The organism is Acinetobacter sp. ABJ_C4_1 (genome assembly GCF_044538495.1).
GTDB classification, from domain to species: domain Bacteria; phylum Pseudomonadota; class Gammaproteobacteria; order Pseudomonadales; family Moraxellaceae; genus Acinetobacter; species Acinetobacter nosocomialis_A.
In genome coordinates this window covers 20580-46315 of the sequence record NZ_JBIUCQ010000019.1, presented here as the reverse complement: position 1 = coordinate 46315, position 25736 = coordinate 20580, and the positions used below count along the sequence as shown (strand labels likewise).

The following is a 25736-nucleotide window of genomic DNA, read 5'->3' as shown; positions in this document are numbered from 1 at the left end:
TTATGAATCTTCGACACCTAGAGATATTCTATTTAGTCATGCTTTTTGGTTCACTCACAGAAGCAGCATCATCGTTATGCATTTCACAGCCTGCCGCAAGTAAATTGCTCAAACATGCTGAACAACGCCTTGGTTTTGCTCTATTTAAACGGGTCAAAGGAAAATTACAGCCAACAAAAGAAGCCTATACTTTGTATGATGAAATTAAGCCAATTTATGAAAAAATAAATGAATTAAATAAGTTGACGGATAATTTAGCAAGAAATACTCAAGGTCAAATCACACTCGGATGTTTACCCAGTTTAGGTTTGAGCCTCATTCCCAAATTAACTGCAAAATTTCTAAAAAAATACCCTGATGTTTTTGTCAATATTGGTACAGATCATACTCAAGCATTAGAGCAAAAATTATTAAGACGTGAAATTGATATTGCGGTGACGTTCCAGCCCCATACCCAGCACGGCATTATTGCCACACCTGTTCTGGAAATTCCTCTGGTTTACATTGATTCTCAGCCTATTGATGCAAAGCAAGATATTCATTCAATTGATGAAAACAGGTGGATTCAACCCTACTCAGACTCTCTCATGCAAGTCGTAAAAAAGTACAGAACATTTAATAAAAGTATTGTGAATGTACAAACCTACTATATGGCGAGTGAACTGGTACGCGAAGGTTTAGGCTGTAGTATTACCGATATTTATACTGCTGCACACTCCTTACCAAATCATATGATTCACCCAATAAAACCAAGTTTGTATACCACAATTTATATTTTAAAAAATGCCAATGTAAGTACGACCAAAGCGACTGAAGATTTTATTGAATTAATAAAAAGAGAAATTGCCTCGATGACGCCATCGATTAACCAAAAGTTATGAGTACTATGTAAAAACTCATTTGTTTAACCCTTTTTCTTCTTCTTTAATACAAATGTGTGTTGCAAATATAGCATGGAAGAATGAAAAAACATGTCGTTGTCATTGGTGGTGGAGTCATTGGTTTAAGTACAGCCTATGCACTTATTCAAGCAGGCCATAAAGTTACAATAGTGGAAGCGAATGACAAGATTGGCTGCCAGACAAGTTTTGCAAATGGTGGCCAACTCAGTTATCGCTATGTTGCACCTTTAGCAGATGCGGGCGTGCCGTTTCAGGCGCTGCAATGGTTAGGAAAAGCTCATTCGCCTTTAAACTTTAAATTGAATTTTTCACCCCTTCAATGGTCTTGGTTATTCCAATTCCTCATGGCATGTAATCGTAAAGATAATATTGTGAACGGCAATCATATTTTACGGTTATCCCTATATAGTCAAAATGTTATGTCTAAATGGCGTGATGAAATTGATGATTTTGACTGGATAAAATCAGGAAAAATGATTATTCATCGCAATGAAAAAGCATTTAAAAAAGCAGCATTAACGATAGATCCAACTGTACAAAAAGTGCTTTCACCGGAAGAAACCGTTCAACTTGAACCTGCATTGAAAGGTATTGGATCTACATTAGTGGGTTCAATTTATACACCTGATGATGAAACAGCAGATTGCTACAAATTTTGTTTAGCTCTGTATAAAGCACTAGAAAAGAGTAGTAACTTCACATGTTTATATGCACATGAAGTGAAAGATTTTTTTGCAGAAAATAATAAAATTACTGCGATTGAAACAAATCAAGGACGTATAGAAGCAGATGAATTTATCATTGCTGCGGGCAATAGCAGTACGGCACTTTTTAATATGGTAGGTATTTCAGTCCCAGTTTATCCATTAAAAGGATATAGCCTGACTCTACCCTTCCCAGAAAAAACCAATATTGTACCCAATATGAGCGTAACCGATTATGCAAATAAAATTGTATATGCAAAATTGGGGAATCAGCTTCGCATTGCCGCAATGGTCGATATTGGCTATCAAGATATCTACATTCGAAAAGAGCGAATAAATGCATTGAAAGATACGGTACGAAAAACATTTCCCGATTTATTGGGTGTAAATACTGCACAAGAATGGAGTGGTTTACGTCCATCCACCCCTACAGGTTTACCCATTTTGGGTCGTACGAAATATTTGAATTTATGGGCAAATATTGGCCAAGGTAGTTTAGGTTTCACATTGGCTGCTGGTTGTGCCATGGTCATTAGTCAATTAATTAGCCAAGCAACCTCACCAATTACATTAGATGGTTTATCTCTGGAGAAATAAAATGAGTCATGACATTCAACGTATTGATACAAATGCACGATTATCAGGTTGTGTGCTGCATAACGGTTTAGTGTATGTTTCGGGTCAAGTTCCAACAAATTTAGATGCTAATGCTAAGCGACAAACTTTAGAAGTTCTAGCAAAAATTGATGCTTTACTGGAACAAGCTGGTAGTGATAAAAGCCGTATTTTAACTGCACAAATTTGGATTAAAAATATTGCCGAAGATTTTGCAGTGTTCAATGAATGTTGGGAAGCATGGTTACCAGATGGAGCAGCACCAGCGCGTGCAGCTATTCAAGCAGATTTAGCACGTCCGCAAGTATTAGTAGAAGTAATGGTTACGGCGAGTGTTAAATAATATTTTTCAAGTCAAGCTAGTAAATTTGCTAGCTTGATTAACTCACTGTCAAATATAACTACCCATCAACTCGATGTTGCACATATTTATAGGTAGTACTGGTCGCCTTATCCTTACTAAATACTTTACGAATTGATTTTAATCTAACCATTTAAGCTGAGATAAAATAAATTTTTCAAAAGGCATTTTTAAAATAAAAAACCCATTCCAAAAACTTTAAATGGGTCTAGTGAAAACTACTGAGCCTGAAATAGTAAAAAATTAGAGCCTAACAATATCTACTGTAATGATTTGATAAGTAAATACAATATATATTAAAATAATTTTTAGATGAAATTTACTAAAAATTAAATTATATTAATTAACAAAATGTAATTCCTTTACTTCTTCATTTAAAATTTTTAATGCAGTTAGACAAATATCTAAATATTGATTATCTGTAATTTTTTTAGGATAGGTATTAGCATCAATATTAATAATTACCCCATTCCACGTAAAAAGCTTTCTAAATGTATTTGATTTACATGCCACATCACTACTCAAAAAATCAGCTTTACGATTATAATATTGTGGTGAATACATAAAAACTCGAAATCCACCTTCCACCGCAATATCACCTTCCCACTTTTTCCCTATTAGTTTATCTATATCTATAACTCTAATAGTAAAACCATTAGCACCATAATACTCTCTTGGTATTAACCAAAACCGACCACTACGCTTTATTAAAAAATATTTACGAGAGTCAAATTTTGGTAGTCGTGCGAAGTCTTCTTGTGTATAAAAGTCAAACTCTTCAGCTAGCCTAATCCTTTCCCGTTCCATATTTGAATGAATAAGAGCATCTTGATCTTTCTCTGTTAAAGGAACACATTTATATACAAGCCATGCTATAAAAATAATTAAAAGCACAGTCCATATAAAACCTTTAGTTGGTGTGTAGTTTTTTATTTTCATTTTTCCACCTTTAATAAACTAAGAATTAATGTACCTACATTTTGATGTGGGTTATTTGGGTGGTAAAAGCATAGATAAAAAAAAAGCCCCTGCTATTAACAGGGGCTTTTCGAATTTGGCGGAAGCGGTGAGATTCGAACTCACGGAGGACTCACACCCTCGTCGGTTTTCAAGACCGGTGCATTAAACCGCTCTGCCACGCTTCCATGTGCGTAAGAATACAAAGCTTATTCATTTTATTCAAGAAAAATATCATTGCTTTGTGTTCAAGTGCATATTGTTTCATCAATTTTACAATCGAGCAGCTAATTCTGCTCCTTCTTTGATCGCACGCTTCGCATCTAGCTCTGCTGCGAGCTTTGCTCCACCAATAATATGGTAGTTCGCTATAGTCGACTCGCCTTCTTTTGGCATCAAGTCTTTTACCGACTCTTGACCTGCACACACTACAACCGTGTCTACACGTAAAAGCTGGTCTTGACCATTGTGCTCAATCCAAAGCCCTTCATCAGTGACTGCTTTATATTGCACACCACGTAACATACGCACGCCATGCTTTTTAAGCTGTGCACGGTGTACCCAACCTGAAGTCTTACCAAGGCCAATACCGAGAGGTGTTGTTTTACGTTGTAGTAAATAAATCTCGCGGATTGCTGGTTCAACTACTGGTGGTTGCATACCACCTTCAGAAACATAGTTCGGGTCTGGGTCTACACCCCATTCACGTTGCCACTCTGCTAAAGGTTGAGGCTGTGGCTGATGTGGTGGTTTAAGTAAAAACTCAGATACATCAAAACCAATACCACCTGCCCCAATCACTGCAACTTTTTGTCCAACTTCTGCACCTTGTAAAACTTGAGCATAGGAAAGAACTTGTGGTGAGTTACTTCCTTCAATTTTTAAAGCACGTGGTATTACACCCGTTGCCACAATAACTTCGTCAAAACCTTCGCGTTCAAGCTGCTCGCGATTCACACGAGTGTTTAAACGTACATCTACCCCTGTTTTTTGAAGCTGTACTTTAAAGTAGCGAATTGTCTCGTGGAATTCCTCTTTACCTGGTACAACCTTGGCAAAATTGAACTGACCACCTACATCTTTATTGGCTTCAAACAAAGTCACTGCATGACCACGGCTTGCCGCCACAGTTGCAGCAGACATACCTGCTACACCACCACCTACAACGGCAATACGTTTTGGCTGTTTAGTCTTTAGATAGACTAGTTCTGTTTCATGGCCCGCACGCGGGTTCACTAAACAAGACACACGTTTATTTTTAAATGCGTGGTCTAAGCAGGCTTGGTTACACGCGATACAGGTATTAATTTCATCAACACGGTTGGTCGCAGTTTTATTTACCCAAAAAGCATCGGCCAATAAAGGACGAGCCATTTGAATCATGTCTGCCTTGCCAGTTGCCAAAATCTCTTCGGCAGTTTCAGGCATATTAATACGGTTAGATGCAATGACTGGAATTGAAATATGTTGTTTTACATGAGCCGTGTAATCGACAAACGCTGCACGAGGTACCGAGGTTACAATGGTTGGTACACGTGCTTCATGCCAACCAATACCCGTATTTAATAAAGTGACACCTGCTTTTTCTAAAGCTTTAGCAACAATCACCACTTCTTGCATGGTGTTACCGTCATGCACAAGGTCGAGTAGCGATAAACGGAAACAAATAATAAATTTTTCGCCTACTTTCGCACGGATTGCTTTTACAATTTCAACCGGAAAACGCATACGGTCTTCGATTTCACCGCCCCAACGGTCAGTACGCTGATTTACATGGCGACTTAGGAACTGGTTAATCAAATATCCTTCTGACCCCATAATTTCTACGCCATCATATCCTGCTTTTTTGGCAATGTCGGCACACTGTGCATAGTCTTCAATGGTGCTGAGAATATTTTTTTCAGAAAGCTGACGCGGTTTAAATGGTGAAATTGGCGATTTAATTGCTGTTGAAGACACCACAAATGGCTGATAACCATAACGCCCTGCATGCAAAATTTGCATTAAAATTTTTGAGCCATGTTTATGAACAGCATGCGTTACTAGACGGTGCTGAGGAATATCAAATAAGCTATTCATAGTACCGCCAGCTGGAGCCAACCAGCCTTGACGGTTCGGAGAAATACCTCCAGTCACTATCAGACCAACCCCACCTTTGGCACGTTCTTCAAAATAAGCGGCCAGTTTTGAGTAGTTAAAAAAACGGTCTTCTAATCCCGTATGCATAGAACCCATAACTACACGGTTTTTAATGGTAGTGAAGCCCAAATGTAATGGTTTTAATAAATTGGCGTAACTTGTCATGCTGCGTCCCAATATTTTTTTGCAACTTGTTGCATAGTACTTTAATACTTTTTTAACGATTTTGGATGACCAAGAATTATTTTTTATTCGAGATTATGGTCAATCTACATATAAAGAAGACAATCCTATGTTTTCTTCAAATAATAAATACCAATCATAACAAGTGAATTAATGCTTTTTTTGCAAAAAAAAGCACCATGAATAGTGCTACAATAGCCGCCATTCAGAATTCTCGAGACCACCTCAACGGGGTCTTTTTCATAAATGTTAGGATTAGCAATGACTGATAATGCAACTATCTTGCAGCATGTACCAGTAGGCAAAAAAGTTGGGATTGCCTTCTCCGGTGGTCTAGACACTTCAGCTGCTTTATTGTGGATGAAACAAAAAGGCGCTGAGCCTTATGCATACACTGCAAACTTAGGCCAGCCAGATGAAGACGACTACGATGCAATTCCAAAGAAAGCAGAACAATACGGTGCTGTAAAAGCTCGCTTAATTGACTGCCGCTTACAATTGGCGCTTGAAGGTATTGCTGCAATTCAGTGTGGTGCATTCCATATCAGTACAGGTGGTGTTCCTTATTTCAATACGACTCCACTCGGTCGTGCAGTAACAGGTACTATGCTCGTTACTGCTATGAAAGAAGATGACGTAAACATCTGGGGTGACGGTTCAACTTATAAAGGTAACGATATTGAACGTTTCTATCGTTATGGTTTGTTGACTAACCCAAATCTTAAAATTTATAAGCCTTGGTTAGATCAAAACTTTATTGATGAACTTGGTGGCCGTGCAGAAATGTCACAGTTCCTCATCGACAACGGTTTTGACTACAAAATGTCAAAAGAAAAAGCGTACTCAACTGACTCAAACATGTTGGGCGCGACTCACGAAGCAAAAGATCTTGAATACCTAAATGCTGGTATCAAAATCGTTGACCCAATTATGGGCGTTGCTTTCTGGAAAGAAGAAGTTGAAATCAAACCAGAAGAAGTCACTGTACGTTTTGAAGAAGGTGTCCCTGTTGCGTTAAACGGTCAAACTTTTAACAATCCGGTTGAACTTATTCTTGAAGCAAACCGTATTGGTGGTCGTCATGGTTTAGGTATGTCTGACCAAATCGAAAACCGTATTATCGAAGCGAAATCTCGTGGTATTTATGAAGCACCGGGTATGGCCCTTCTTCATATTGCTTACGAGCGTTTGGTTACTGGTATTCATAACGAAGACACGATCGAACAATACCGTATTAATGGTTTACGTTTAGGCCGTTTACTTTACCAAGGTCGTTGGTTCGACTCTCAAGCACTTATGTTACGTGAAACTGCACAACGTTGGGTTGCTAAAGCGATTACTGGTGAAGTGACCCTTGAACTTCGTCGTGGTAATGACTACACCATCATGAACACTGAATCTCCAAACTTAACGTACGAAGCTGAACGTTTAACTATGGAAAAAGGTGATTCAATGTTTACACCAATGGACCGTATTGGTCAGTTGACTATGCGTAACCTCGACATTACCGATACACGTGCAAAACTTGGTATCTATACAGATGCTGGCTTGCTTTCAATCGGTCAAGGTTCTGCAATCCCTCAATTAGACAGTAAGAAAAAATAATTTTCTTATAATGTCAAAAAAGCCACCTCTATAGGTGGCTTTTTTATATTTAAAGTTAAGTTAGGCAATTTCGGCAACTTGTAACGCTTGATAATAAATTTGATTACGGCCAAGTTGCTTTGCCCGATATAACGCCTGATCCGCTGCATGAATTAAGTTATCTTGTCCCATCTTTAATCCGCCCGTATATACGGTGAACCCTAAACTGATAGTGACATACTTCGACACTAACGAAGCGGCATGAGGAATAGCTTGCCGTTCGATGGCTTTATAAATATTTGCTGCCACTGAATAAGCACCCTGTGCAGGTGTTTCAGGTAATAGTACGACAAACTCTTCACCCCCATAACGCGCAACAAAATCGACATGACGAATCGAATTTTTAATTGCAGAAGCAATAGATGAGATGACTTTATCCCCCATCTGATGCCCATAAAAATCGTTATAGTTTTTAAAAAAATCAATATCAATAAATAAAACAGCTAAAGGACGTTTCTCTTGATTTGCTCGGTAATAGAAGAAATCAAACATTTCATCAAAGGTACGACGGTTTGAAATTTGAGTCAGCGCATCTTGCTGACTTAAATGCAGTAGTTCAGATGCTTCTATCCGTAAAATCTGTTCATTAATTTCAGCAAGTTGGTTATTTAAAAAAAGACTTCGCTCTCTTGAGATAAGCATCGTGCTAATTGAAAAGCCTAAAATACAAGTACCAAATAAAGCACGACCCAGCGCGATATAATCACAATTTACGTTTAATAAATTAAGAAAAACAAAAACCAGTATTGCTGCGGATAAACCTACATACAGCATATGGAGTGGTTTGATCCCGCTTAAGATAAACCCAAGCATATATAAAAAAGAAAGAAGCAACATCGACTGATTTTTAAGTGCCATATTTCCAACACTCAGCAACAACATAGCACTCGTAATAATGCTAAAGAAAACGATGCCGCAGGCCGCAAAATAAAAGTGCTCAGAAAGTTTTTTGAATCTGGCAAAAATCCAAAATAGTAAAAGTGCGAATGCAATATTCATGGCACTTAATACACAATGAACAAAGTCCAAAGTAATATAAGGCTTGCCTATCACTAAGTAGTCAGTTGGAAGGGCTAACAAAATGAAAATTAAATAAGTGAGTACGCCGCTTGCTAGAAACTTTGAAATATTTTGCCGAGTGCGGTCAAGATTTAAACACCAGAATTTTTTTTCTAGTTGTGTTGGCAAAGGCATATTGGCGTAACGATGGGTATGTAGAGTGACCAAGTACTCGATTTCTTCTTTAGATTTGAGTAATTGATGGACATTTCCCCTATTCGCCACTAGTCGATTCCTACATATTTCGCGTTAACAAAATATAACATTAATTTTTAAAGCTCCCTGCGCTTTATTTTGCCATTTGTCCGTAATTCTCGTTACCATTTTCACACTTTATCGATTATCATTTGTTTTATTTCGAAGTTTGAACTGCCTTGAACTCTATTACCCTGCTCCAGCCAGATGATTGGCATGCACATTTACGTGATGGTTTAGCATTAAAACGTACTGTTCCAGATTTAGCTAAACAATTCGCTCGCGCGATCTGTATGCCTAACCTTGTGCCGCCTGTAAAAACAGTAGAAGAAGCTTTAGCTTATCGCGAACGCATTCTTGCTCATGTTCCAGAAGGTAATAATTTTGACCCCCGTATGGTGCTTTATTTTACTGATCACACTTCACCAGATGAAGTTCGTAAAATTAAAGAATCAGAACATGTAAATGCAATTAAACTTTACCCTGCGGGTGCGACTACAAACTCAGACAATGGTGTGAGTGATATTCGCAAAGTTTATGCAGTCATTGAGCAATTAGAAGAGCATCAAGTGCCGTTATTGCTTCATGGTGAAGTGACTCACAATCATGTAGATATTTTTGATCGTGAAAAACGTTTCCTAGATGAGGTATTATCACCATTATTGAAACAGTTCCCGAAACTTAAAGTTGTGCTTGAACACATCACAACAAGTGATGCTGCGCACTTTGTTTTAGAACAAGACCGCAATGTTGCAGCAACAATCACTCCTCAGCATTTATTATTTAACCGTAATGATATGTTGGTTGGTGGTATTAAACCGCATTTCTACTGTTTACCAATTTTAAAACGTCAAACACACCAAACGACTTTACTTGAAGTGGCGACAAGCGGTAATCCTAAGTTTTTCTTAGGTACAGACAGCGCCCCTCATGCACAAAATGCAAAAGAGAATGCTTGTGGCTGTGCAGGCTGCTATAGTGCACCAAATGCAATTGAGCTTTATGCACAAGCATTTGACCAAGTCGGTAAATTAGAGCGCCTAGAAGGTTTTGCTAGCCACTTTGGTGCAGACTTCTACGGTCTACCGCGTAATACTTCTACCATTACTTTGGTTAAAGAAGATAACCTCGTTCCAGAATCTTTTGATTATTTAGATGATCAAAAAATTATCCCGCTGCATGCCGGGAAAACGCTGCAATGGAGAAAAGTGTGACACAAGAAACCTCTGTCCCGGTCATTGGCCAACGTTTTCGTGGCTTCTTACCTGTTGTTGTCGATGTTGAAACGGCAGGTTTTAATGCCCAGACAGATGCATTGCTAGAAATCGCGTGCATTCCAATTGTGTATGATGCTCAGGGACAATTTGTCCCTGGTCCTGCATTTCATGCACATATTAACCCTTTTGAAGGGGCTAACCTCGACCGCCGTTCGCTAGATTTCATTGGTATTGATCCATTCAATCCAATGCGTATAGCAATGGCTGAAGATGAACGAACTGCGTTACGTCGCATTTTTAAATCGGTCAATGAAGTTCGTAAACAACAACATTGTACTCATGCAGTACTAGTAGGCCATAACGCGCATTTTGATCTTGGTTTTTTACAAGCAGCAATTGCACGTACAAGCACGAAAAACCAAAATCCATTCCATAGTTTTTCAGTCATGGATACGGTTACGCTAAGTGCCGTTATGTTTGGACAAACTGTGCTTGCTAAAGCATGTATTCAAGCTGGAATTGAGTTCGATGGTAAAGAAGCACACTCTGCTTTATACGATACTCAGAAGACTGCTGAACTGTTTTGCTATATTTTGAACAAACTGTCACCTTACCTCCTTGACAGTTTGGTGGCGGCTTCTTAAGATACCGCCATCCTCAACGTCCCTATCGTCTAGAGGCCTAGGACATCGCCCTTTCACGGCGGTAACCGGGGTTCGAATCCCCGTAGGGACGCCATATTCTTTCTACAAAGAATCATCGCTTCAAATTATTTTATCTCACTTCAAATTTTATCCATGAGATAAGTTTCTTATTTTTTAATAAAATACACTTGTGCAAATTTATCACTGATTCTATATTTCTTTTACATACAGTTACATTATAATAATTCTTATTTTTATACTGATATTTATTATCAACAAGGTTTTAAATGGATCTTAAGCTTCGCCTCCTCTCCCTGAGCATTACTCAACTATGCTGTATCTCCTCTGCTTTTGCAGATACAGACACTTCTTCAACTACTCTTGCCACTATTAAAATTAAAGCCCAACAGGCATCAGATCAAACGTATAAAGTTGATAGCTCGAGTAGTGCAACACGCAGTGAAATTGCTTTAAAAGATACCCCTCAGTCGGTCAGTGTGGTCACCCAAAAAGTAATTGAAGATATTGGCACTACTCGTTTAATTGAGGCGCTTGATTTAGCTGGAGGCGTGACTCGTGCTAATAACTTTGGTGGTCAAGGTCTAACTGGTTTTAACGTGCGTGGGTTTACCAGTGGTGAGTTTTATCGAAACGGGTTTCCAATTAACCGTGGTTATCCAAATGCGCCAGATAGCAACACCATTGAACGTGTAGATGTTTTACGTGGTCCTTCTTCTAGCTTGTATGGCCGTGGTGACCCAGGCGGTACTTTTAACTTAATTTCTAAAACACCAAAGTCTGAGCAACAAACAACTTTAGGTGCCCAGCTCAACAGTGAAGGTTTATATCGCACCACTGTAGACACGACAGGCACTATTCCAAATGCAGAAAACGTTGGCTATCGCCTCAATGTGATTGCAGAAGGCGGTGATAGTTATCGTGATCATGTTGAATCTAAACGTTATGGCATTGCTCCAGTCATTCAATGGCAGGCTTCAGACGCGACTAAAGTTACCTTCGAAGCCGATATTTTAAGGAACCAACATCCGCTTGACCGTGGACAAACACGCTATGCAGGTCAGAAGTCTTTCATTAGTTCACCAGACACTTATTTGTGGGAAACGGGTAAAAACAACAACCGACTTTACAATGACAACAATATGGCTCAATTAAGAGTTGAACACGAGCTTGGAAATGACTGGGAGCTTAATGCTGGTGTGCAATATTTAAATGGCAAGTTACATGGCTATGCAGTAGAAGCAAATGGAATTCAAAAAGACGGGGAAACGCTAGGTCGAAATTACAACTACCGTGAACTAAAGTGGCAAGATACCGATGCTCAAATTAACCTAACAGGTAAATTCCAGTTTTTGGGTTTAGCAAACACCTTAGTGACTGGGCTTGAATATGAAAACTATGATTATAAGTCATATATTATTCGCTCAAGCGGAGATATCGGTAGCTACCCTATTAATATCTATAACCCTGTTTTAGGGCAACCTTTACCTGAGCTCAATCGTGTCACCACACATGACCGTGAAAACTTAAAAACCACTGCCCTTTTTGTACAAGACCAAGTCGATTTAAATGAGCGTTTAAGCGCGCTATTAGGCTTACGTTTTGAACATTACGAGCATGACTATAAGAACCTATTACCGAATACCGCAAATTGGAATACCAGTCATAACGCGTTTATTCTACGTTTAGGTTTAGTCTATAAAGCCAGTGATGATCTTTCCATCTACAGTAATGCTGCAAAATCTTTTAAGCCAAACACTGGTGCTAGCCGTAATGGAGACGGGTTTGATCCTGAAGAAGGTTTAGCTTACGAGTTAGGTTTTAAGTGGCAAGCACTTGATAATATGTTATCGATTGATTCTGCTATTTTTTATGCCAACAAAGAAAATGTCTTAACCCTAGATCCTGTTGATTCAGCCTATAAAGTAGCAGCAGGTAAAGTTCGTAGCCGTGGTATAGAGTTAAATATTGCAGGGCAAATTACACCTGCTTGGAAAATTATTGGCGGCTATGCCTATACAGATGCAGAAGTAACTAAAGACAATAGCTTGCAAAAAGGGACGGCTCTAGCCAACATTCCAAAAAATAGTTTTAATCTTTTAAATATCTATGAATTTCAGAATGGGTCTTTACAAGGGTTGGGCTTAGGTATCAATCAAAAATATATTGATAAACGTGTAGGCCAAACAGCCAATAGTACCTACACCATGAAAGGCTATGGAGTTACCGACCTCGTGTCTTATTATCAGGCAACGCCAAAATTACGCCTTAACTTAGATGTGAAGAACATTTTTAACAGAATTTATGATGAAAGTGCTTTTAATTTATATGCCTATCCTGGTGAATCACGTACTGTTCAATTAGGTATAAGCTATACGTTCTAAACTAAGAATATAAAGAACCAAAACATCAGCCTTTTACCATGTAAGATCTCACTAGGGAGATCAGTCATTAAAAAAGCCACTGTCTAAAAATACAGTGGCTTTTATTTTCTCATATAAAATATTATAAATTCATGATTTATAAATATTTTATTATACTTAAACTATGTTCTACCCTATACTAAAAACAGATCAGAACTATAATTTGAACATGACATGCAAATTCGATTATTTCATTTACAAAATTCACGCTCTCAACGCATTATTTGGTTTTTAGAAGAATTAGGACTGAACTATGAGCTCATAACTAAATATCATTCGGATGAAGACAAAAATAATAACTCACCGCATCAATTATCAAAATTTCCAACGCTCGAAATTATTGAACAAGAGCAAACTTCAATTTTGGCTGAAACCTCAGCAATCCTAGATTATTTCTCTCATTTACACCCACAACTGGGACAGAACAATTTATTAAACCAACAACTTCAAAATTTTTATTATTGGAAAAATTACTGTGAGGCGACATTCATTCCCGATCTGGTACTCAAACAAATCTTTCACCAAATTGCAGAGCGCACACCTTTTCTGGTCCGTTTCGTTCCTAAGCTTTTAAAATATGGATTTGATCAAGGCTATCTCAATCAATCATTACAACGACACATGAGCATGATTGATAAACATTTAGAACGTCACTTATGGTTTGCTGGAGATCAGTTTACTACTGCTGATATTTTGATGTGGTTTCCGTTACTGGCTTGCTCACAAAATTACAGCCAGTTTAAACATATACAGCGTTATCTTGTCCAAATAGAAAACAGACCTGCCTTTAAAAATGCTCTAATTAAAGGTCAATGGTCTGCTTCTACGTTTCAGACTTACTGGGCTATTGCTTGGTAATTTATTTATGCAGATTTACGTGAGTTCACGCGCCCCTGAACAACGGCCTTAATATTGCCCTTCGCGTAATTTAAAAACACAATTAAAGGCGATAACTTTGGATTTGGTTTTTTACCCTGCCCAATTGCTTTAAATTGTGCTGCGTACCAAATAATTTCCATAATCGCCATTTTGTCGACAAAAGGTAAACCTGTTTTAATTGGTTTTACGGCGTAGCGAACGTCTTGGCCTGCGATTAAACGGTCAGTTAAATCTGTTTCAACAGCAAGTGGACGAGCAATACCAATAAAGTCGCATGCCCCACTTGCTAAAGCAGCATTCATGCCTTCTACCGTACGGAAGCCGCCTGTCACCATAAGTTTACATTTTACATGCTGACGGATTTTTTCAGCGAAATCTAAGAAGTATGCTTCACGTGCAATGGTACTTGCTTTACGTTTATCGGCTTTTGCGCCAGCCATTGCAGGTGCTTCATAAGTACCACCTGAAATTTCAATTAAATCAATTCCTGCTTCATCAACTGCTTTAAATACCGAAATTACATCTTCTTCGCTAATACCACCGCGCTGGAAGTCGGCAGAGTTGAGCTTCACTGAAATAATAAAATTCTCTGAAGTTGCTTCACGTACCGCTTTATAAACTTCTAGTAAAAAGCGAGTACGGTTTTCAACTGACCCACCCCACTGGTCTGTACGCTTATTGGTTAATGGCGATAAAAACTGGCTAATTAAATAGCCGTGTGCACCATGTAACTGTACCCCTTCAAAACCAGCTTTCTCACAAATGCTAGCAGCTGTTGCAAAGCGTTTAATAATATCCAAAATTTCTTCATGTGTAAGCGCACGTGGAGTGCCAAACATAGTCGCTAAAGCTGGACTAAAAGGAACTGCCGAAGGTGCGACTGTTTCTTTATTTAAGCCTTTAGGGCACTGACGACCTGGGTGAGACAATTGAATGAGCTGTACCATTCCATATTGTTTACCGACCGCTGCCCATTCTTTTAAACGCTCTAGGTCACGCTCAGTTTCAATCACAACCACGCCTGGTTCGTTTTTGGCTTCGAAATTGACCATGACGTTACCAGTAATTGCACAGCCTAAACCACCTTTAGCCCATGCACCATACAAGCCCAAATGTAAGTCATTTGGCTGCCCCTCATAGTTTGCAAGTGCCTCACTCATTGCACCTTTAATAATCCGGTTTTTAAATGTGGTATTTCGAATTGTGATTGGTTGTGCAATCTGGCTCATGGTTAACCTCTTTTAATACTTTAGAGTAATTACTCTAATTTAGATGAGTTATAGGTCATGTCAAGGGAAAATCGATAACTGACAATAGCACATGTCAAATTTAAAAAGTATAGAGAAATGCAACTTTTTGCATTAAAAATTTAAATAATATTTATGATTATAAAACATAGACTTATTTAAATAAATTAGAGACTCGCCGTAATTAATTGCTTGGTATATTCAGTTTTAGGAGCATTAAATAACTGTTCAGTCAGCTGATATTCAACAACTTTTGCATGCTGTAATACCATCACTTTATGGCACAATGCTTTGACCACATTTAAATCATGACTGATAAAAATATAGCTGAGGTGCTCTGTTTGTTGTAAACGTCGCAATAATTGAATCATGGCTTTTTGCGTGGTTCGATCTAAGGCAGATGTTGGTTCATCTAAAATTAAAAGTTTAGGTTGAACCACTAAAGCTCGTGCTAGAGCAACGCGTTGACGTTGTCCCCCCGAAAGCTCGTGCGGATAGCGATGTTGAAAGTCTTCAGCCAACTCAACTTTTACCAAAGCAGATTCAACTTGCTGTTTGATCTCGTGATCAGCCACTGCTTTCACTTTTAAACCTTCAGCAATAATCTGCCCTACTGTCATACGCGGGTTTAAGCTACCAAATGGGTCTTGGAAAACAATCTGTAAGTCTGACCTGATCTTATGTAAAGCTTTTAGTTCTAGGCCGTTTATATCTTGCCCTAAAAAGATAATTTGCCCCTCACTTTTAATTAATCGGACCAGAGCTAAAGCCAAAGAAGATTTTCCAGAACCACTTTCACCAACCACACCTAATGCTTCGCCTTGAGCTAGCTCAAAGGATATATTTTCAACAGCAGTGGTATAGCTTTGAATTCGGTTAAAGAAACCACGTCGTATTGGATATTTAACATTGAGTTGTTGAACAGATAAAATTTTATGACTGGAGGAAAGTGGTTCAGCAAAACCAAGATCATGATCTAACAATTGCTGGGTATAAATTGACGCAGGCTTTTCAAAAATCTGTTGAAGCTGACCTTGCTCTACAACTTGCCCTTTGTGTAATACAATCAGCTCATCGGCATAACGGCGTACCAAATTTAAATCATGGCTAATTAAAATCAGCGCCATGCTATATTTGGTTTGCAAAGACCTCAGTAACTCTAAAATTTGCGTCTGTAAAATCACATCAAGCGCGGTAGTTGGTTCATCTGCAATTAAAATTTTAGGTTGAAGAGCTAGCACAGCCGCAATCATCACCCGTTGTTTTTGTCCACCTGAAAGCTCATGCAGATAACGTTTTAAAATGTGCTCGGGATTAGCAATTCCTACATCTTTTAATAATTGAATTACCTGCTGCTGAGCTTTCGATTTTGACCAATCTTGTAAAATAAAATGTTCACCTACAATTTTTTCAACCCGATGTAATGGGTTTAAAGTTGTAGAAGGCTCCTGAAAAATCATGGCAATGTGATGGCCACGTAAATAAGTTCTAGTCTTTTCGTCTATTTCTAAAATATTTTTTGAATCAATAACAATACGACCAGATGTTTTTAATTTTTCTGGTAATAATCCCATCATCGCCAAACAGCTTATTGTTTTACCTGAACCACTCTCACCTACAATTGCAAGCGTATCACCAGCTTGTAAGTGTAAATTGAGACCTTCTAATAAAGGCTGATCTTGCGTAGAGATTGAAAGGTTTTCTATATTTAGCAATCTAGCATCTACATTTAAGTTATTTTCTTGGGTCAAATGCATCACGTGCCGCCTCCCCAATATAAATTAATAATGACAATACAAAAGCTAAGCTAAAAAACCCAGATAAAGCCAACCACGGTGCGTCTAAGTTATTTTTACCTTGTAGCAATAATTCACCTAAAGAAGCTGCATCTGGCGGTAAGCCATAGCCCAAGAAATCAAGTGCGGTTAAAGCAATAATATTAGTGGTCAAAATAAAAGGTAACTGCGATAGACTAGAACTTATGGCATTTGGCAAAATGTGTTTAAAGATAATTGCTCTATCAGTTACACCTAAAGCCTGAGCAGCACGGACATAGTCAAGTTGACGCGCTTTTAAAAATTCGGCGCGGACAATTCCCACAAGTACGGTCCAGCTAAAGAACAGCATAATAAAAAATAGCCAATATACATTTGGGGTAAACATGCTGACCAAAATCATGACCATAAACAGCATGGGTAAACCATTCCAGACTTCTACCAGTCGTTGCCCCAACAAATCGACCCAGCCACCATAGTAGCCTTGTATAGCACCCACAAAAATGCCTAGTAGTGCTGCACAAGCTGTTAAAGCCAAGCCGAAAAGTAATGAGACTCTAAGCCCATAGAGAATACGTGCCAGTACGTCTCGCCCTTGGTCATCTGTGCCTAACCAGTTCTGCTTAGAAGGTGGTGATGGCACAGGTACAGCCAAGTCTAAATTAGGAGTCTGGTAAGAAAACTGAATGAGCGGCCAAATCGCCCAACCTTTATGATTAATAAGTTCTTGTACAGCAGGGTCTTTATAATCTGCTTCTGTTTCAAACACACCACCAAAAGTGGTTTCGGGATATGTTTTAACGACAGGCAAATAATAAGTGTCCTCATATTTCACCAACAATGGTTTGTCGTTAGCAATGAGTTCAGCAGCCAATGACATCATCAAAATAAGGCTAAACAAGATAAAGCTTGCCCAACCTAATTTATGTTGCCTAAACTTTTGCAGTCTTGATCGCACAATAAAAGACATTATTTGCCTCCTTGTGCGTCAAAGTGAATACGCGGATCAATCCATTGATACAGCACGTCGCAAATAAGTCGCAAAAGCAGGCTAAAAAGCGTGAAGAAAAACAATACGCCAAAAATAACCGGATAGTCTCGCTGGACAATTGCTTCAAAGCCTAATAAACCGACACCATCTAGATGAAAAATAATCTCAATAAAAAGATTTCCCACAAAGAAAATGCCTGCTAAAGCCTCAGGCAATCCGGCGAGCAACACTAAAATGGCATTACGAAATACATGTTTATATAAGACTTGCTGACTATCTAAACCTTTTGCATAAGCCGCCAAGACATAAGGTTTATTGAGTTCTTCTAAAAATGAATATTTGGTTAGGTAAGTTAGGCTGGCAAAACCACCCAACACCAGGGTAATAAGCGGCAACGTCATGTGCCATAAGTAGTCCTTAATTTTTCCGAAAAGACTCAATTGATGAAAATTATCCGACACGAGGTTTTGCAATGGAAACCAGTGAAAATATGATCCACCTGCAAAGAAAACGATAAGTAATATAGCAAAGACAAAACTTGGTACTGCGTAACCTACTACAAGTAATAGAGAGGTAGAACGGTCAAACCAAGAACCTTGTTGTTTGGCTTTTTTAATACCAAGCGGAATTGAAATAAGATAAATCAGCAAAGTGCTCCATAGCCCAAGTGAAATTGACACAGGCATTTTTTCCCAAAGCAGCTCAACTACTGATTTATCTTTAAAAAAGCTTTGTCCAAAATCCAAGGTCAAATAGCCTTTTAACATCAGTAAAAAACGTTCTACTGGAGGATGGTCAAAACCGTACTGTGCTTTAATTTGCTCAACCATTTCAGGGCTTAAACCTTTAGCGCCCTGATAGTACATTTCAGTACCTAATACACGCCCTGCTCCTAAGCCACTTTCTACTTCATGAATTGCCTGTTCAACTGGCCCACCTGGTGCAATTTGCACGACCACAAAGTTGATCAATAAAATAATGAACAACGTTGGAATCATTAAAAGAAGTCGCTTCAGAATATATGAACCCATATAACAGGATTTCCTTTAGGTACGTGCTTTTATTGTTGATGTAAATATTGGGCAACTTTTTTGGCTTGGTTTGGATTACTCCACCAATACTCTATACCAGCAGAGAGCACGGGTTTCACTTTAGGTTGCTGATACATATTCCAGTATGCATACCAATAATCACCTTTTCCATAAGTCGGAATTTGGTAATATCCTGCACGAAGTAATCGATCAAGAACATGAGTATAAATAATTTGCTGCTCACGGTCTTTGGCAGTGACCAGTTTTGAAATAACTGCATCAATAACCGGATTACGAATACCAGCGTAGTTATAGTTACCATCTTGAACTGCTGCGGCACTTCCCCAGAACTGAGCCTGTTCATTGCCCGGATTTAAAGATTGCGGCAAGTTCATGGTGGTCATGTCAAAATCATAACGGCGTGTACGCTCTAAATATTGCGGCGCATCAACCTGCCGTAAATTAATATTAATTCCTAATTTTTTTAAATTTCTTACAAATGGCATAAGTGTTCTTTGTTTGCCATCTTGCTGAATAAGAAACTCAATTTGTACAGGCTTACCTTCGGGCGTATATAACCGCCCTTCTTTAATTTTATAGCCAGCTTGAATAAGTAATTGTCTGGCAGTTAATAAGTTTTGGCGGTTAAAACCACTGGCATCCGAGACAGGATATTTCCAGTCTGTCAAAACAGCTTTTTGCATGACTGGTGAAAGCTTTGGCAAAAGAGGCTTTAATATAGTGAGCTCACTCTTTGAAGGACGACCTTCTGCTGCCAACTCACTATTTTCAAAATAACTTTGCAGTCTTTGATATTGTCCATAAAACAAAGCTTTATTCTGCCATTCAAAATCATAGGCATAGGTTACAGCTTGTCTAAAGCGAATATCGTTTAAAGGTTTTCGTCGTGTGTTAAATACATAACTTTCGGTTGCAATCGGGTTATGGTGTCTAAATTTATATAGAATGACTAAACCTGCTTTTACCGCTGGAAACTTGTAGTCAGTGACCCATTTTTTAGGATTAGTTTCTTCATGCAAGGTATATTGCCCAGATTTAAAACCTTCGAATGCAATATCCCAATTTCGGTAATAAACATATTTTAAATGGTCGAAGTTATAGCGCCCTCTATTAATAGGCAAATCTTTTGCCCAATAATTCGGGTTTCGTTTATAGCTAATACTACGTCCAGCATCAATCTTCTCAACCACATACGGCCCTGAACCTACAATCGGTTGCAAGGTAATACGAGTAAAGTCACGGTTCGTCCAATCTGCTTTTGAGTAAATCGGCAAGCTCGCCACAACAAATGGCATTTTAGGATTATGGCTAGACTTAAAAGTGAATTTAACTTGATGTGGGTTAATGACTTCTGTTTTTGCCAAGTCTGCAAGATACATTTGTAGGCCAAAATTAGATTTGGTCTGATACGCATCAAAACTAAATTTTACATCTGCTGCTGTTAAAGGCTGCCCATTACTAAAGCGGGCTTTGGGATTTAAATAGAAAGTAATGGATTGGGTTCTTTCTGGGTCATACGAAACTTTCTCGGCTAAAAGTGGATATAAAACCCCAACTTCATCAAGTGACTGAGTCATTAAAGTATCAAAAAGATAATTTACCCCTTCTGTCGCGTTTCCCTTCCCATTCATGCTGTTTAAGTTATCAAAAGTCCCTTGCGCAGCCCGACTCAATACTCCACCTTTCGGTGCATTTGGGTTGGCATAAGGCATAGCAGCCATTGCAAGGTATTTAGGCTTAGAATGAATTGCAATATACGGCGTGATTTGCTGTGCAGAGAATATAACTTGTGAAAAAACACTGAGCCCGACTAGCAGGCTCAGTTGAGAATATAACTTTTGCATAAAGTTCTAATTATTCTATAAATTAGGCACTTTAATAATATCGCCAATACGTAATTGAGTCGACGGTGTTAAGTTGTTGAGTTCCGCCAGTAAAGTGGTTTCTAGACCATATTTACTCGCAAGACCAATTAAGGTGTCGCCACGTTTGACTTTGTATTCCACTACAGTTTTTGGAATCACAATATTTTGGCCGCGCTGTAGGTTAGCATTTGCTTTTAATGCATTCATTTCAGCAAGTTCACGAACTGAAATACCTGCACGACTCGCAATCGCATTTAACGACTCACCAGCTTTAACCGTATACTTTTCAGTATTTTTGCCTGCTGCAACAGGTTTAGCTGATGATTTTGCTGTATCAGCTTTCGCTGTTTCTACAATAGGTACATCACCTGTTAACTTTAAATGCTGACCGACACGCACACTGCTGTTACGAGACAAGCCATTTAATGCAGTCAGATAATCTAACTGTAAATGATAACGGTTGGCGATGCTTCGTAAGTTATCACCAGATTTAACAGTATAAGTTTCTGGTGTTTCTTCTTTGGCATTTTTAGTCGTAGCCTTGCTCGGTGTTTCAACCTCACCTGTCAATTTTAAACGCTGACCAGCACGAACACCTGCTGTGCGAGATAAACCGTTTAAATCAGCCAAATAACTGGTTTGTAAGTTATATTTAGCCGCAATCGCATGTAAGCTATCGCCCGACTGAACAACATAGTGGTCTGGAACACTTACGCCCGCAGGTACTTTCAAGTTTTGACCAAGCTGTACATGGCTACTCGCTTTTAAGTTATTCAGTTCTGCAAGTTCGGCTAAACTAATTTTAGACTTGGTCGCAATGCTTGATAATGTATCGCCACGCTGTACTTTATAACTTTCAGTCTTATACGACGGACCTGCTGCAAGTTTTTCATATTTGCCAGAAGCTTTGTTGTCATCAGATTCATCAACAGCAGCAACTTCTTTTGCAGGTACATTAATTTTCTGGCCAGCCATTAAATTACTACCAGCTGACAACCCTGGTGTTAGCTCCGCCAATTCCTGATTAGATAATGCATAACGATCTGCAATTAACTTCAAATACTCGCCGCGTTTAACTGTATAGCTCTTTGTTGCAATACGACGTGTACTTGCCTGAACAGCTTTAGGCTCTGCCTTAGCAGAATTACGGTTGCCTTTAGGCTCTTTCAAATGCAGCTTTTGACCAACATATAGACCATCACTGACAGATAAATCGTTATATTCAGCAAGCTGTTTTACTGACAAATTAAATTGATTTGCCACGCCAGTTAAACTGTCATTTGCTTGAACAACATATACATCAGGTTTAGCTGCTGATTTTGTCGTAGACTCAACCTCTTGCGGTTTAGCATCATACAAATACAGGCTAGTTCCTACAAATAGAGTCTTTTCAGGATCAATCTGGTTCCACTTGGCAACATCACGCCAGTTGACCCCATTTTTCATTGCGATAATCGCTAATGTATCGCCCGGTTGTACGGTATAAGTACTACGCTTACCTTTAGGCTGTACAACAACAACATCGGTATCGGTTTTAATATAAGGCTTATCTTTATTGCGCTGTGCTTCTTCAGAGTTTGCAAGAGTTGCATCTTCAGCTAAAGTTTTCGGATAAGCAAAACCTTTACTTAACTCTTTACCTTGTTGTTCAGCAACCGACAGGCTCGTCTGAATCGCAGTTAACTTAATTTTGCCATCGTAAGGATCAACAATTTCGGTACCTTGCGGTGCAATTGCCTTTAACTCAGCAACCACTTGGTCTTTTTCAGCTTGAGTGGCCTGTGGCTGTAAAGCTTGCTCAACAGTTTCCTTCTCACCTTCAGCACGAACCGCCGCTAAAATTTTCTCACGCTCAACAGCTGAAATAGGTGGTTCTGTTCTTACTGGCTTAACATTGGTTGCAGGCGTTACTGCAACTGGAATACGAGGTGCACTTGGCACATCAGCTGAGGCTGCAAAAGCAGCTAAAGCATCAGAACCACGCGGTGTTGAACCTTTTACAGTCACAGAGCTGCTGGTTGTTTTAGCAGGTGTCGTTGGTCTTACAGGCTGAACCTGAGTCGCGGGTGTCGTTTTAATTGTGACTGAACTTGAAGGACTGGTTGTCGGTTTAGACGGCGAAGTGACATTTGCCCACCAACCTGAACCACCACCCGCTTTCATTCCTTTCAATTTATTATCAACTGATGGACTTACATCAGCCGGAATTAAAATACGCATTGGACTTGCTGGGTCTACTGTTTCACCACGATAGCCTGGATTTAATGCATATAACTCGGCACGGCTAAGACCACTGACCGAAGCAATTTCATTTAAAGACAACGGCGCAGATAACGTAACTTCACGGAAATGGGGTCTATTCGCAATTGGTGGTAATGAAACCCCGTAAGCACGTGGATTTTTAATAATTTGTGCAACTGCCAAGAAACGTGGAACATAGTTCATAGTTTCTTGTGGAAGTTTTAGTGACCAGTAGTCAGTTGGTAAACCCGCAGCTTGGTTACGGTTAATCGCCTGTTGGATACGGCCCGGACCAGCGTTATAAGCTGCCAAAGCCAATTCCCATGAACCAAACTGGTTATATAAGCTTCCTAAGAACTCATATGCAGCACGTGTAGACTCAACAACATCACGACGGCCATCATACATACCTGTTTGTTGTAAACCATAAATACGACCAGTACTTGGAATAAACTGCCATAAACCTGCTGCTGCCGCACTACTTGTTGCAGCAGGGTCATATGAACTTTCAATTACTGGTAATAACGCAAGTTCAGTTGGAAGACCACGGCGTTCTGCTTCTTTAACAGTATGATATAAATAACGACTTGCGCGAGCACTTAAACGGTCAAGGTAGGGCTGACGTGAAATAAACCAACTACGCTGCGCTTCAATACGCGGATCCCAGTGATCGAGGTCCATTTTGAAGCCCACAGCCATACGCTTCCAAACGTCACCGTGTTTTAAAATAAGTAAACGATCACCCTCTACAGCACGCATATCTGTTGCTGAAAGTAAATCTTCTAACGAGTCTAGACTGCTTGCATCAAGATAGCCTGCTCCACTGACCTGTTTTGTTTTCGAGGTTTTTGCAGATTGCGGAGTCGAAGAGCAGCCTGTTGTAATACCCAACGCAGCTAAAGCAGAGCTAAGTACTGTAATTTTGAATAATGATGCTGCAGATGGCTGCCACACAAATGTGGTTGGTTTATACATAAAAACTTCCAAACAACTCGCGTAATATTTCTTGGGGTCTGCCCACAAACCCTAGGTCTTCGATGCCATTGTAGTAAAGCATGCAAGATAGACAAGGCAATAATTTAATGTCATTTGCATGGAAATGTTACAAGAAATTAAAAAAAGCTTGCTTTGTAACGATGGAACCGAACTTTTTGCGTATACAATACACCATATTCAGTTCTTTTTCTTTCAGTTTAGGTTTCGATTTATGTCTCAAACAATCACACTGTATGTTGATGGTGCATGTCGTGGCAATCCCGGTTTAGGCGGTTGGGGTGCATATGTCATTACCGAACAGGGTGAACATAAATTATTTGGCGGTGAACCCAACACAACCAATAACCGTATGGAGCTTATGGCTGCTATTGAGGGCGTTTCTTTTTGCCCTCCTGATGCACAATTAATTATCTGGACCGACTCAAATTATGTAAAGCAAGGCATTACAGAGTGGATTCATGGCTGGAAAAAGAAAAATTGGAAAGATGTTAAAAATCCTGACCTATGGCAAAAACTTGATGCTGTTTGCGCAGGTAGAAATATTGAGTGGAATTGGATTAAAGGCCATGCAGGACATCCTGGTAATGAAATGGCAGACCAACTTGCAAATTTAGGTGCAGATAAGACTGCTCAAGAACTCAAGCAACCACAGCCTGTCGCTGCACCGCAAGATATAAAAAAGCCTGAACAGGACTGGTTGCTAGATGATCCTTTCGGGTTTGATCTGGTTGAAACAACCGAAGATGAAGGTGTCGCTCTTGAACCATCACAAGAAGTTGAGATGATTACTGTCGACGAAGAAGTAAATGAGGTTGAAGCTGTAGAGCAAGAAGCAAAGCAACAAATTAGCAATATTCATCCTCAAATTGTTGTTACCGAAGCAAAGCTTAAATTACAAGGCCCTCGTCAGCTCATTCTCGATACTGAAACGACTGGTTTCTATTTCCAAGATGGCGACCGCATTATTGAAGTCGGCGCAATCGAAATGATTAACCGTAAGCTTACGGGTAGTTCGATTCACATCTATATTAACCCTGAAAAACCAGTGGGCGATTCAGAAAACATTCACGGTATCAGTGATGATTTCTTAAAAGATAAACCGCTCTATGCAGACATTGCAGATACTTTGTTTGAGTATCTAAAGGGCGCAGAAATTATCGCTCATAATGCAACCTTCGATATGAACTTCCTCGATATGGAGTTTAGACGTGTTGGGTTACCTGCTCTTTCAGAAGTTTGTGAAGTTACCGATACCTTAGCTTTAGCCAAAAATAAGCATCCTGGACAGAAAAACTCACTTGATGCCTTAGTCCGCCGTTATGAAATTCCAGCGCGTGACCGTACTTTCCACGGTGCGTTACTCGATGCTGAAATTCTTTCTGATGTTTACTTGGCAATGACCGGTGGTCAAGTTTCCTTTGATATGGATGCTCTATCACAAAGTGAAATTGACCAGCAAAAAACGACAAAAGCTAGAGTCCAAATTGATTTACCCGTTATTTACCCTTCAGATGAAGAGTTGAACATACATGAGACTTGGGTCAAAGAATTTGAGAAAAAACATGGAGAACCTTGCCTTTTTGCAAAATAAATTTTTGATTCTCTAGTGTTTTTTTAGTTTCCCCTTTT

The 25736-nt window shown here is 39.2% G+C and carries 18 protein-coding genes and 2 tRNA genes; 10 read left to right on the top strand and 10 right to left on the bottom strand.

The window, feature by feature from the left end; translation table 11 throughout:
• Positions 1 to 2: 2 nt before the first annotated feature.
• The 3 genes from ACIF8R_RS17090 to ACIF8R_RS17080 all read left to right on the top strand — a co-directional run bounded on the left by ACIF8R_RS17090 (position 3) and on the right by ACIF8R_RS17080 (position 2564).
• On the top strand, positions 3 to 881 hold the full coding sequence (locus ACIF8R_RS17090) for a LysR family transcriptional regulator (protein WP_396482141.1): 879 nt from the start codon (positions 3 to 5) through the stop codon (positions 879 to 881).
• Positions 882 to 961: 80 nt separating this feature from the next.
• A complete protein-coding gene (locus ACIF8R_RS17085) occupies positions 962 to 2203 on the top strand; it encodes a D-amino acid dehydrogenase (RefSeq protein ID WP_396482139.1) in 1242 nt (413 codons plus the stop codon).
• A 1-nt stretch (position 2204) separates the two neighbouring features.
• Positions 2205 to 2564 (top strand): RidA family protein, encoded by a 360-nt coding sequence (locus tag ACIF8R_RS17080; RefSeq protein ID WP_396482137.1) that lies wholly within the window; start codon positions 2205 to 2207, stop codon positions 2562 to 2564.
• Between the two features lie 357 nt (positions 2565 to 2921).
• Here ACIF8R_RS17080 and ACIF8R_RS17075 read toward each other — a convergent pair whose 3' ends face one another.
• From ACIF8R_RS17075 to ACIF8R_RS17065, 3 genes are all read right to left on the bottom strand, one after another.
• Complete coding sequence (locus ACIF8R_RS17075) at positions 2922 to 3521, bottom strand: hypothetical protein (protein WP_396482135.1); 600 nt, start codon at positions 3519 to 3521, stop codon at positions 2922 to 2924.
• Between the two features lie 116 nt (positions 3522 to 3637).
• A tRNA-Ser gene (locus ACIF8R_RS17070) sits at positions 3638 to 3727 on the bottom strand.
• An 85-nt stretch (positions 3728 to 3812) separates the two neighbouring features.
• Positions 3813 to 5843 carry an FAD-dependent oxidoreductase gene (locus ACIF8R_RS17065; RefSeq protein ID WP_396482133.1) on the bottom strand — a complete coding sequence of 677 codons (2031 nt, stop codon included), beginning with the start codon at positions 5841 to 5843 and terminating at the stop codon, positions 3813 to 3815.
• A gap of 264 nt (positions 5844 to 6107) precedes the next feature.
• Here ACIF8R_RS17065 and argG point away from each other — a divergent pair, with 264 nt between their 5' ends.
• The gene (argG, locus tag ACIF8R_RS17060) at positions 6108 to 7466 is read left to right on the top strand and encodes an argininosuccinate synthase (RefSeq protein ID WP_086496291.1); all 1359 of its coding nucleotides are present in this window, start codon (positions 6108 to 6110) and stop codon (positions 7464 to 7466) included.
• A 60-nt stretch (positions 7467 to 7526) separates the two neighbouring features.
• Here the strand turns inward: argG and ACIF8R_RS17055 are convergent, their stop codons facing one another.
• Positions 7527 to 8789 (bottom strand): GGDEF domain-containing protein, encoded by a 1263-nt coding sequence (locus tag ACIF8R_RS17055; protein WP_396482130.1) that lies wholly within the window; start codon positions 8787 to 8789, stop codon positions 7527 to 7529.
• A gap of 149 nt (positions 8790 to 8938) precedes the next feature.
• On the opposite strand from ACIF8R_RS17055, the gene pyrC reads away from it, so the two are divergent.
• The 5 genes from pyrC to ACIF8R_RS17030 all read left to right on the top strand — a co-directional run bounded on the left by pyrC (position 8939) and on the right by ACIF8R_RS17030 (position 13919).
• Positions 8939 to 9973 (top strand): dihydroorotase, encoded by a 1035-nt coding sequence (gene pyrC / locus ACIF8R_RS17050; RefSeq protein ID WP_087606784.1) that lies wholly within the window; start codon positions 8939 to 8941, stop codon positions 9971 to 9973.
• Positions 9958 to 10620, top strand: coding sequence for a ribonuclease T (gene rnt / locus ACIF8R_RS17045; protein ID WP_204389336.1), 663 nt, complete (start codon positions 9958 to 9960; stop codon positions 10618 to 10620). The genes pyrC and rnt overlap by 16 nt, the downstream gene beginning before the upstream one ends.
• An 18-nt stretch (positions 10621 to 10638) precedes the next feature.
• Positions 10639 to 10714: transfer RNA gene (locus ACIF8R_RS17040), tRNA-Glu, on the top strand.
• A gap of 193 nt (positions 10715 to 10907) precedes the next feature.
• Complete coding sequence (locus ACIF8R_RS17035; protein WP_396482128.1) at positions 10908 to 13022, top strand: TonB-dependent siderophore receptor; 2115 nt, start codon at positions 10908 to 10910, stop codon at positions 13020 to 13022.
• 213 nt (positions 13023 to 13235) lie between these two features.
• Positions 13236 to 13919 (top strand): glutathione S-transferase N-terminal domain-containing protein, encoded by a 684-nt coding sequence (locus ACIF8R_RS17030; RefSeq protein ID WP_396482127.1) that lies wholly within the window; start codon positions 13236 to 13238, stop codon positions 13917 to 13919.
• Between the two features lie 5 nt (positions 13920 to 13924).
• Here ACIF8R_RS17030 and ACIF8R_RS17025 read toward each other — a convergent pair whose 3' ends face one another.
• From ACIF8R_RS17025 to ACIF8R_RS17000, 6 genes are all read right to left on the bottom strand, one after another.
• The gene (locus tag ACIF8R_RS17025) at positions 13925 to 15169 is read right to left on the bottom strand and encodes an NADH:flavin oxidoreductase/NADH oxidase family protein (protein WP_032051500.1); all 1245 of its coding nucleotides are present in this window, start codon (positions 15167 to 15169) and stop codon (positions 13925 to 13927) included.
• Positions 15170 to 15354: 185 nt separating this feature from the next.
• Entirely contained in the window at positions 15355 to 16944 is a 1590-nt protein-coding gene (locus tag ACIF8R_RS17020) for an ABC transporter ATP-binding protein (protein WP_396482171.1), read from the bottom strand.
• Positions 16922 to 17932: an ABC transporter permease gene (locus ACIF8R_RS17015; RefSeq protein WP_396482125.1), complete on the bottom strand. Its 1011-nt coding sequence runs from the start codon at positions 17930 to 17932 to the stop codon at positions 16922 to 16924. Before ACIF8R_RS17015 ends, ACIF8R_RS17020 begins: the two co-directional genes overlap by 23 nt.
• A complete protein-coding gene (locus ACIF8R_RS17010) occupies positions 17932 to 18984 on the bottom strand; it encodes a microcin C ABC transporter permease YejB (protein WP_396482123.1) in 1053 nt (350 codons plus the stop codon). Before ACIF8R_RS17010 ends, ACIF8R_RS17015 begins: the two co-directional genes overlap by 1 nt.
• Positions 18985 to 19013: 29 nt before the next feature.
• On the bottom strand, positions 19014 to 20849 hold the full coding sequence (locus ACIF8R_RS17005; RefSeq protein ID WP_396482121.1) for an extracellular solute-binding protein: 1836 nt from the start codon (positions 20847 to 20849) through the stop codon (positions 19014 to 19016).
• A 15-nt stretch (positions 20850 to 20864) separates the two neighbouring features.
• A complete protein-coding gene (locus tag ACIF8R_RS17000; RefSeq protein ID WP_396482120.1) occupies positions 20865 to 24086 on the bottom strand; it encodes a LysM peptidoglycan-binding domain-containing protein in 3222 nt (1073 codons plus the stop codon).
• Positions 24087 to 24318: 232 nt separating this feature from the next.
• On the opposite strand from ACIF8R_RS17000, the gene dnaQ reads away from it, so the two are divergent.
• Positions 24319 to 25698: a DNA polymerase III subunit epsilon gene (gene dnaQ, locus ACIF8R_RS16995; protein WP_396482118.1), complete on the top strand. Its 1380-nt coding sequence runs from the start codon at positions 24319 to 24321 to the stop codon at positions 25696 to 25698.
• Positions 25699 to 25736 lie beyond the last annotated feature (38 nt).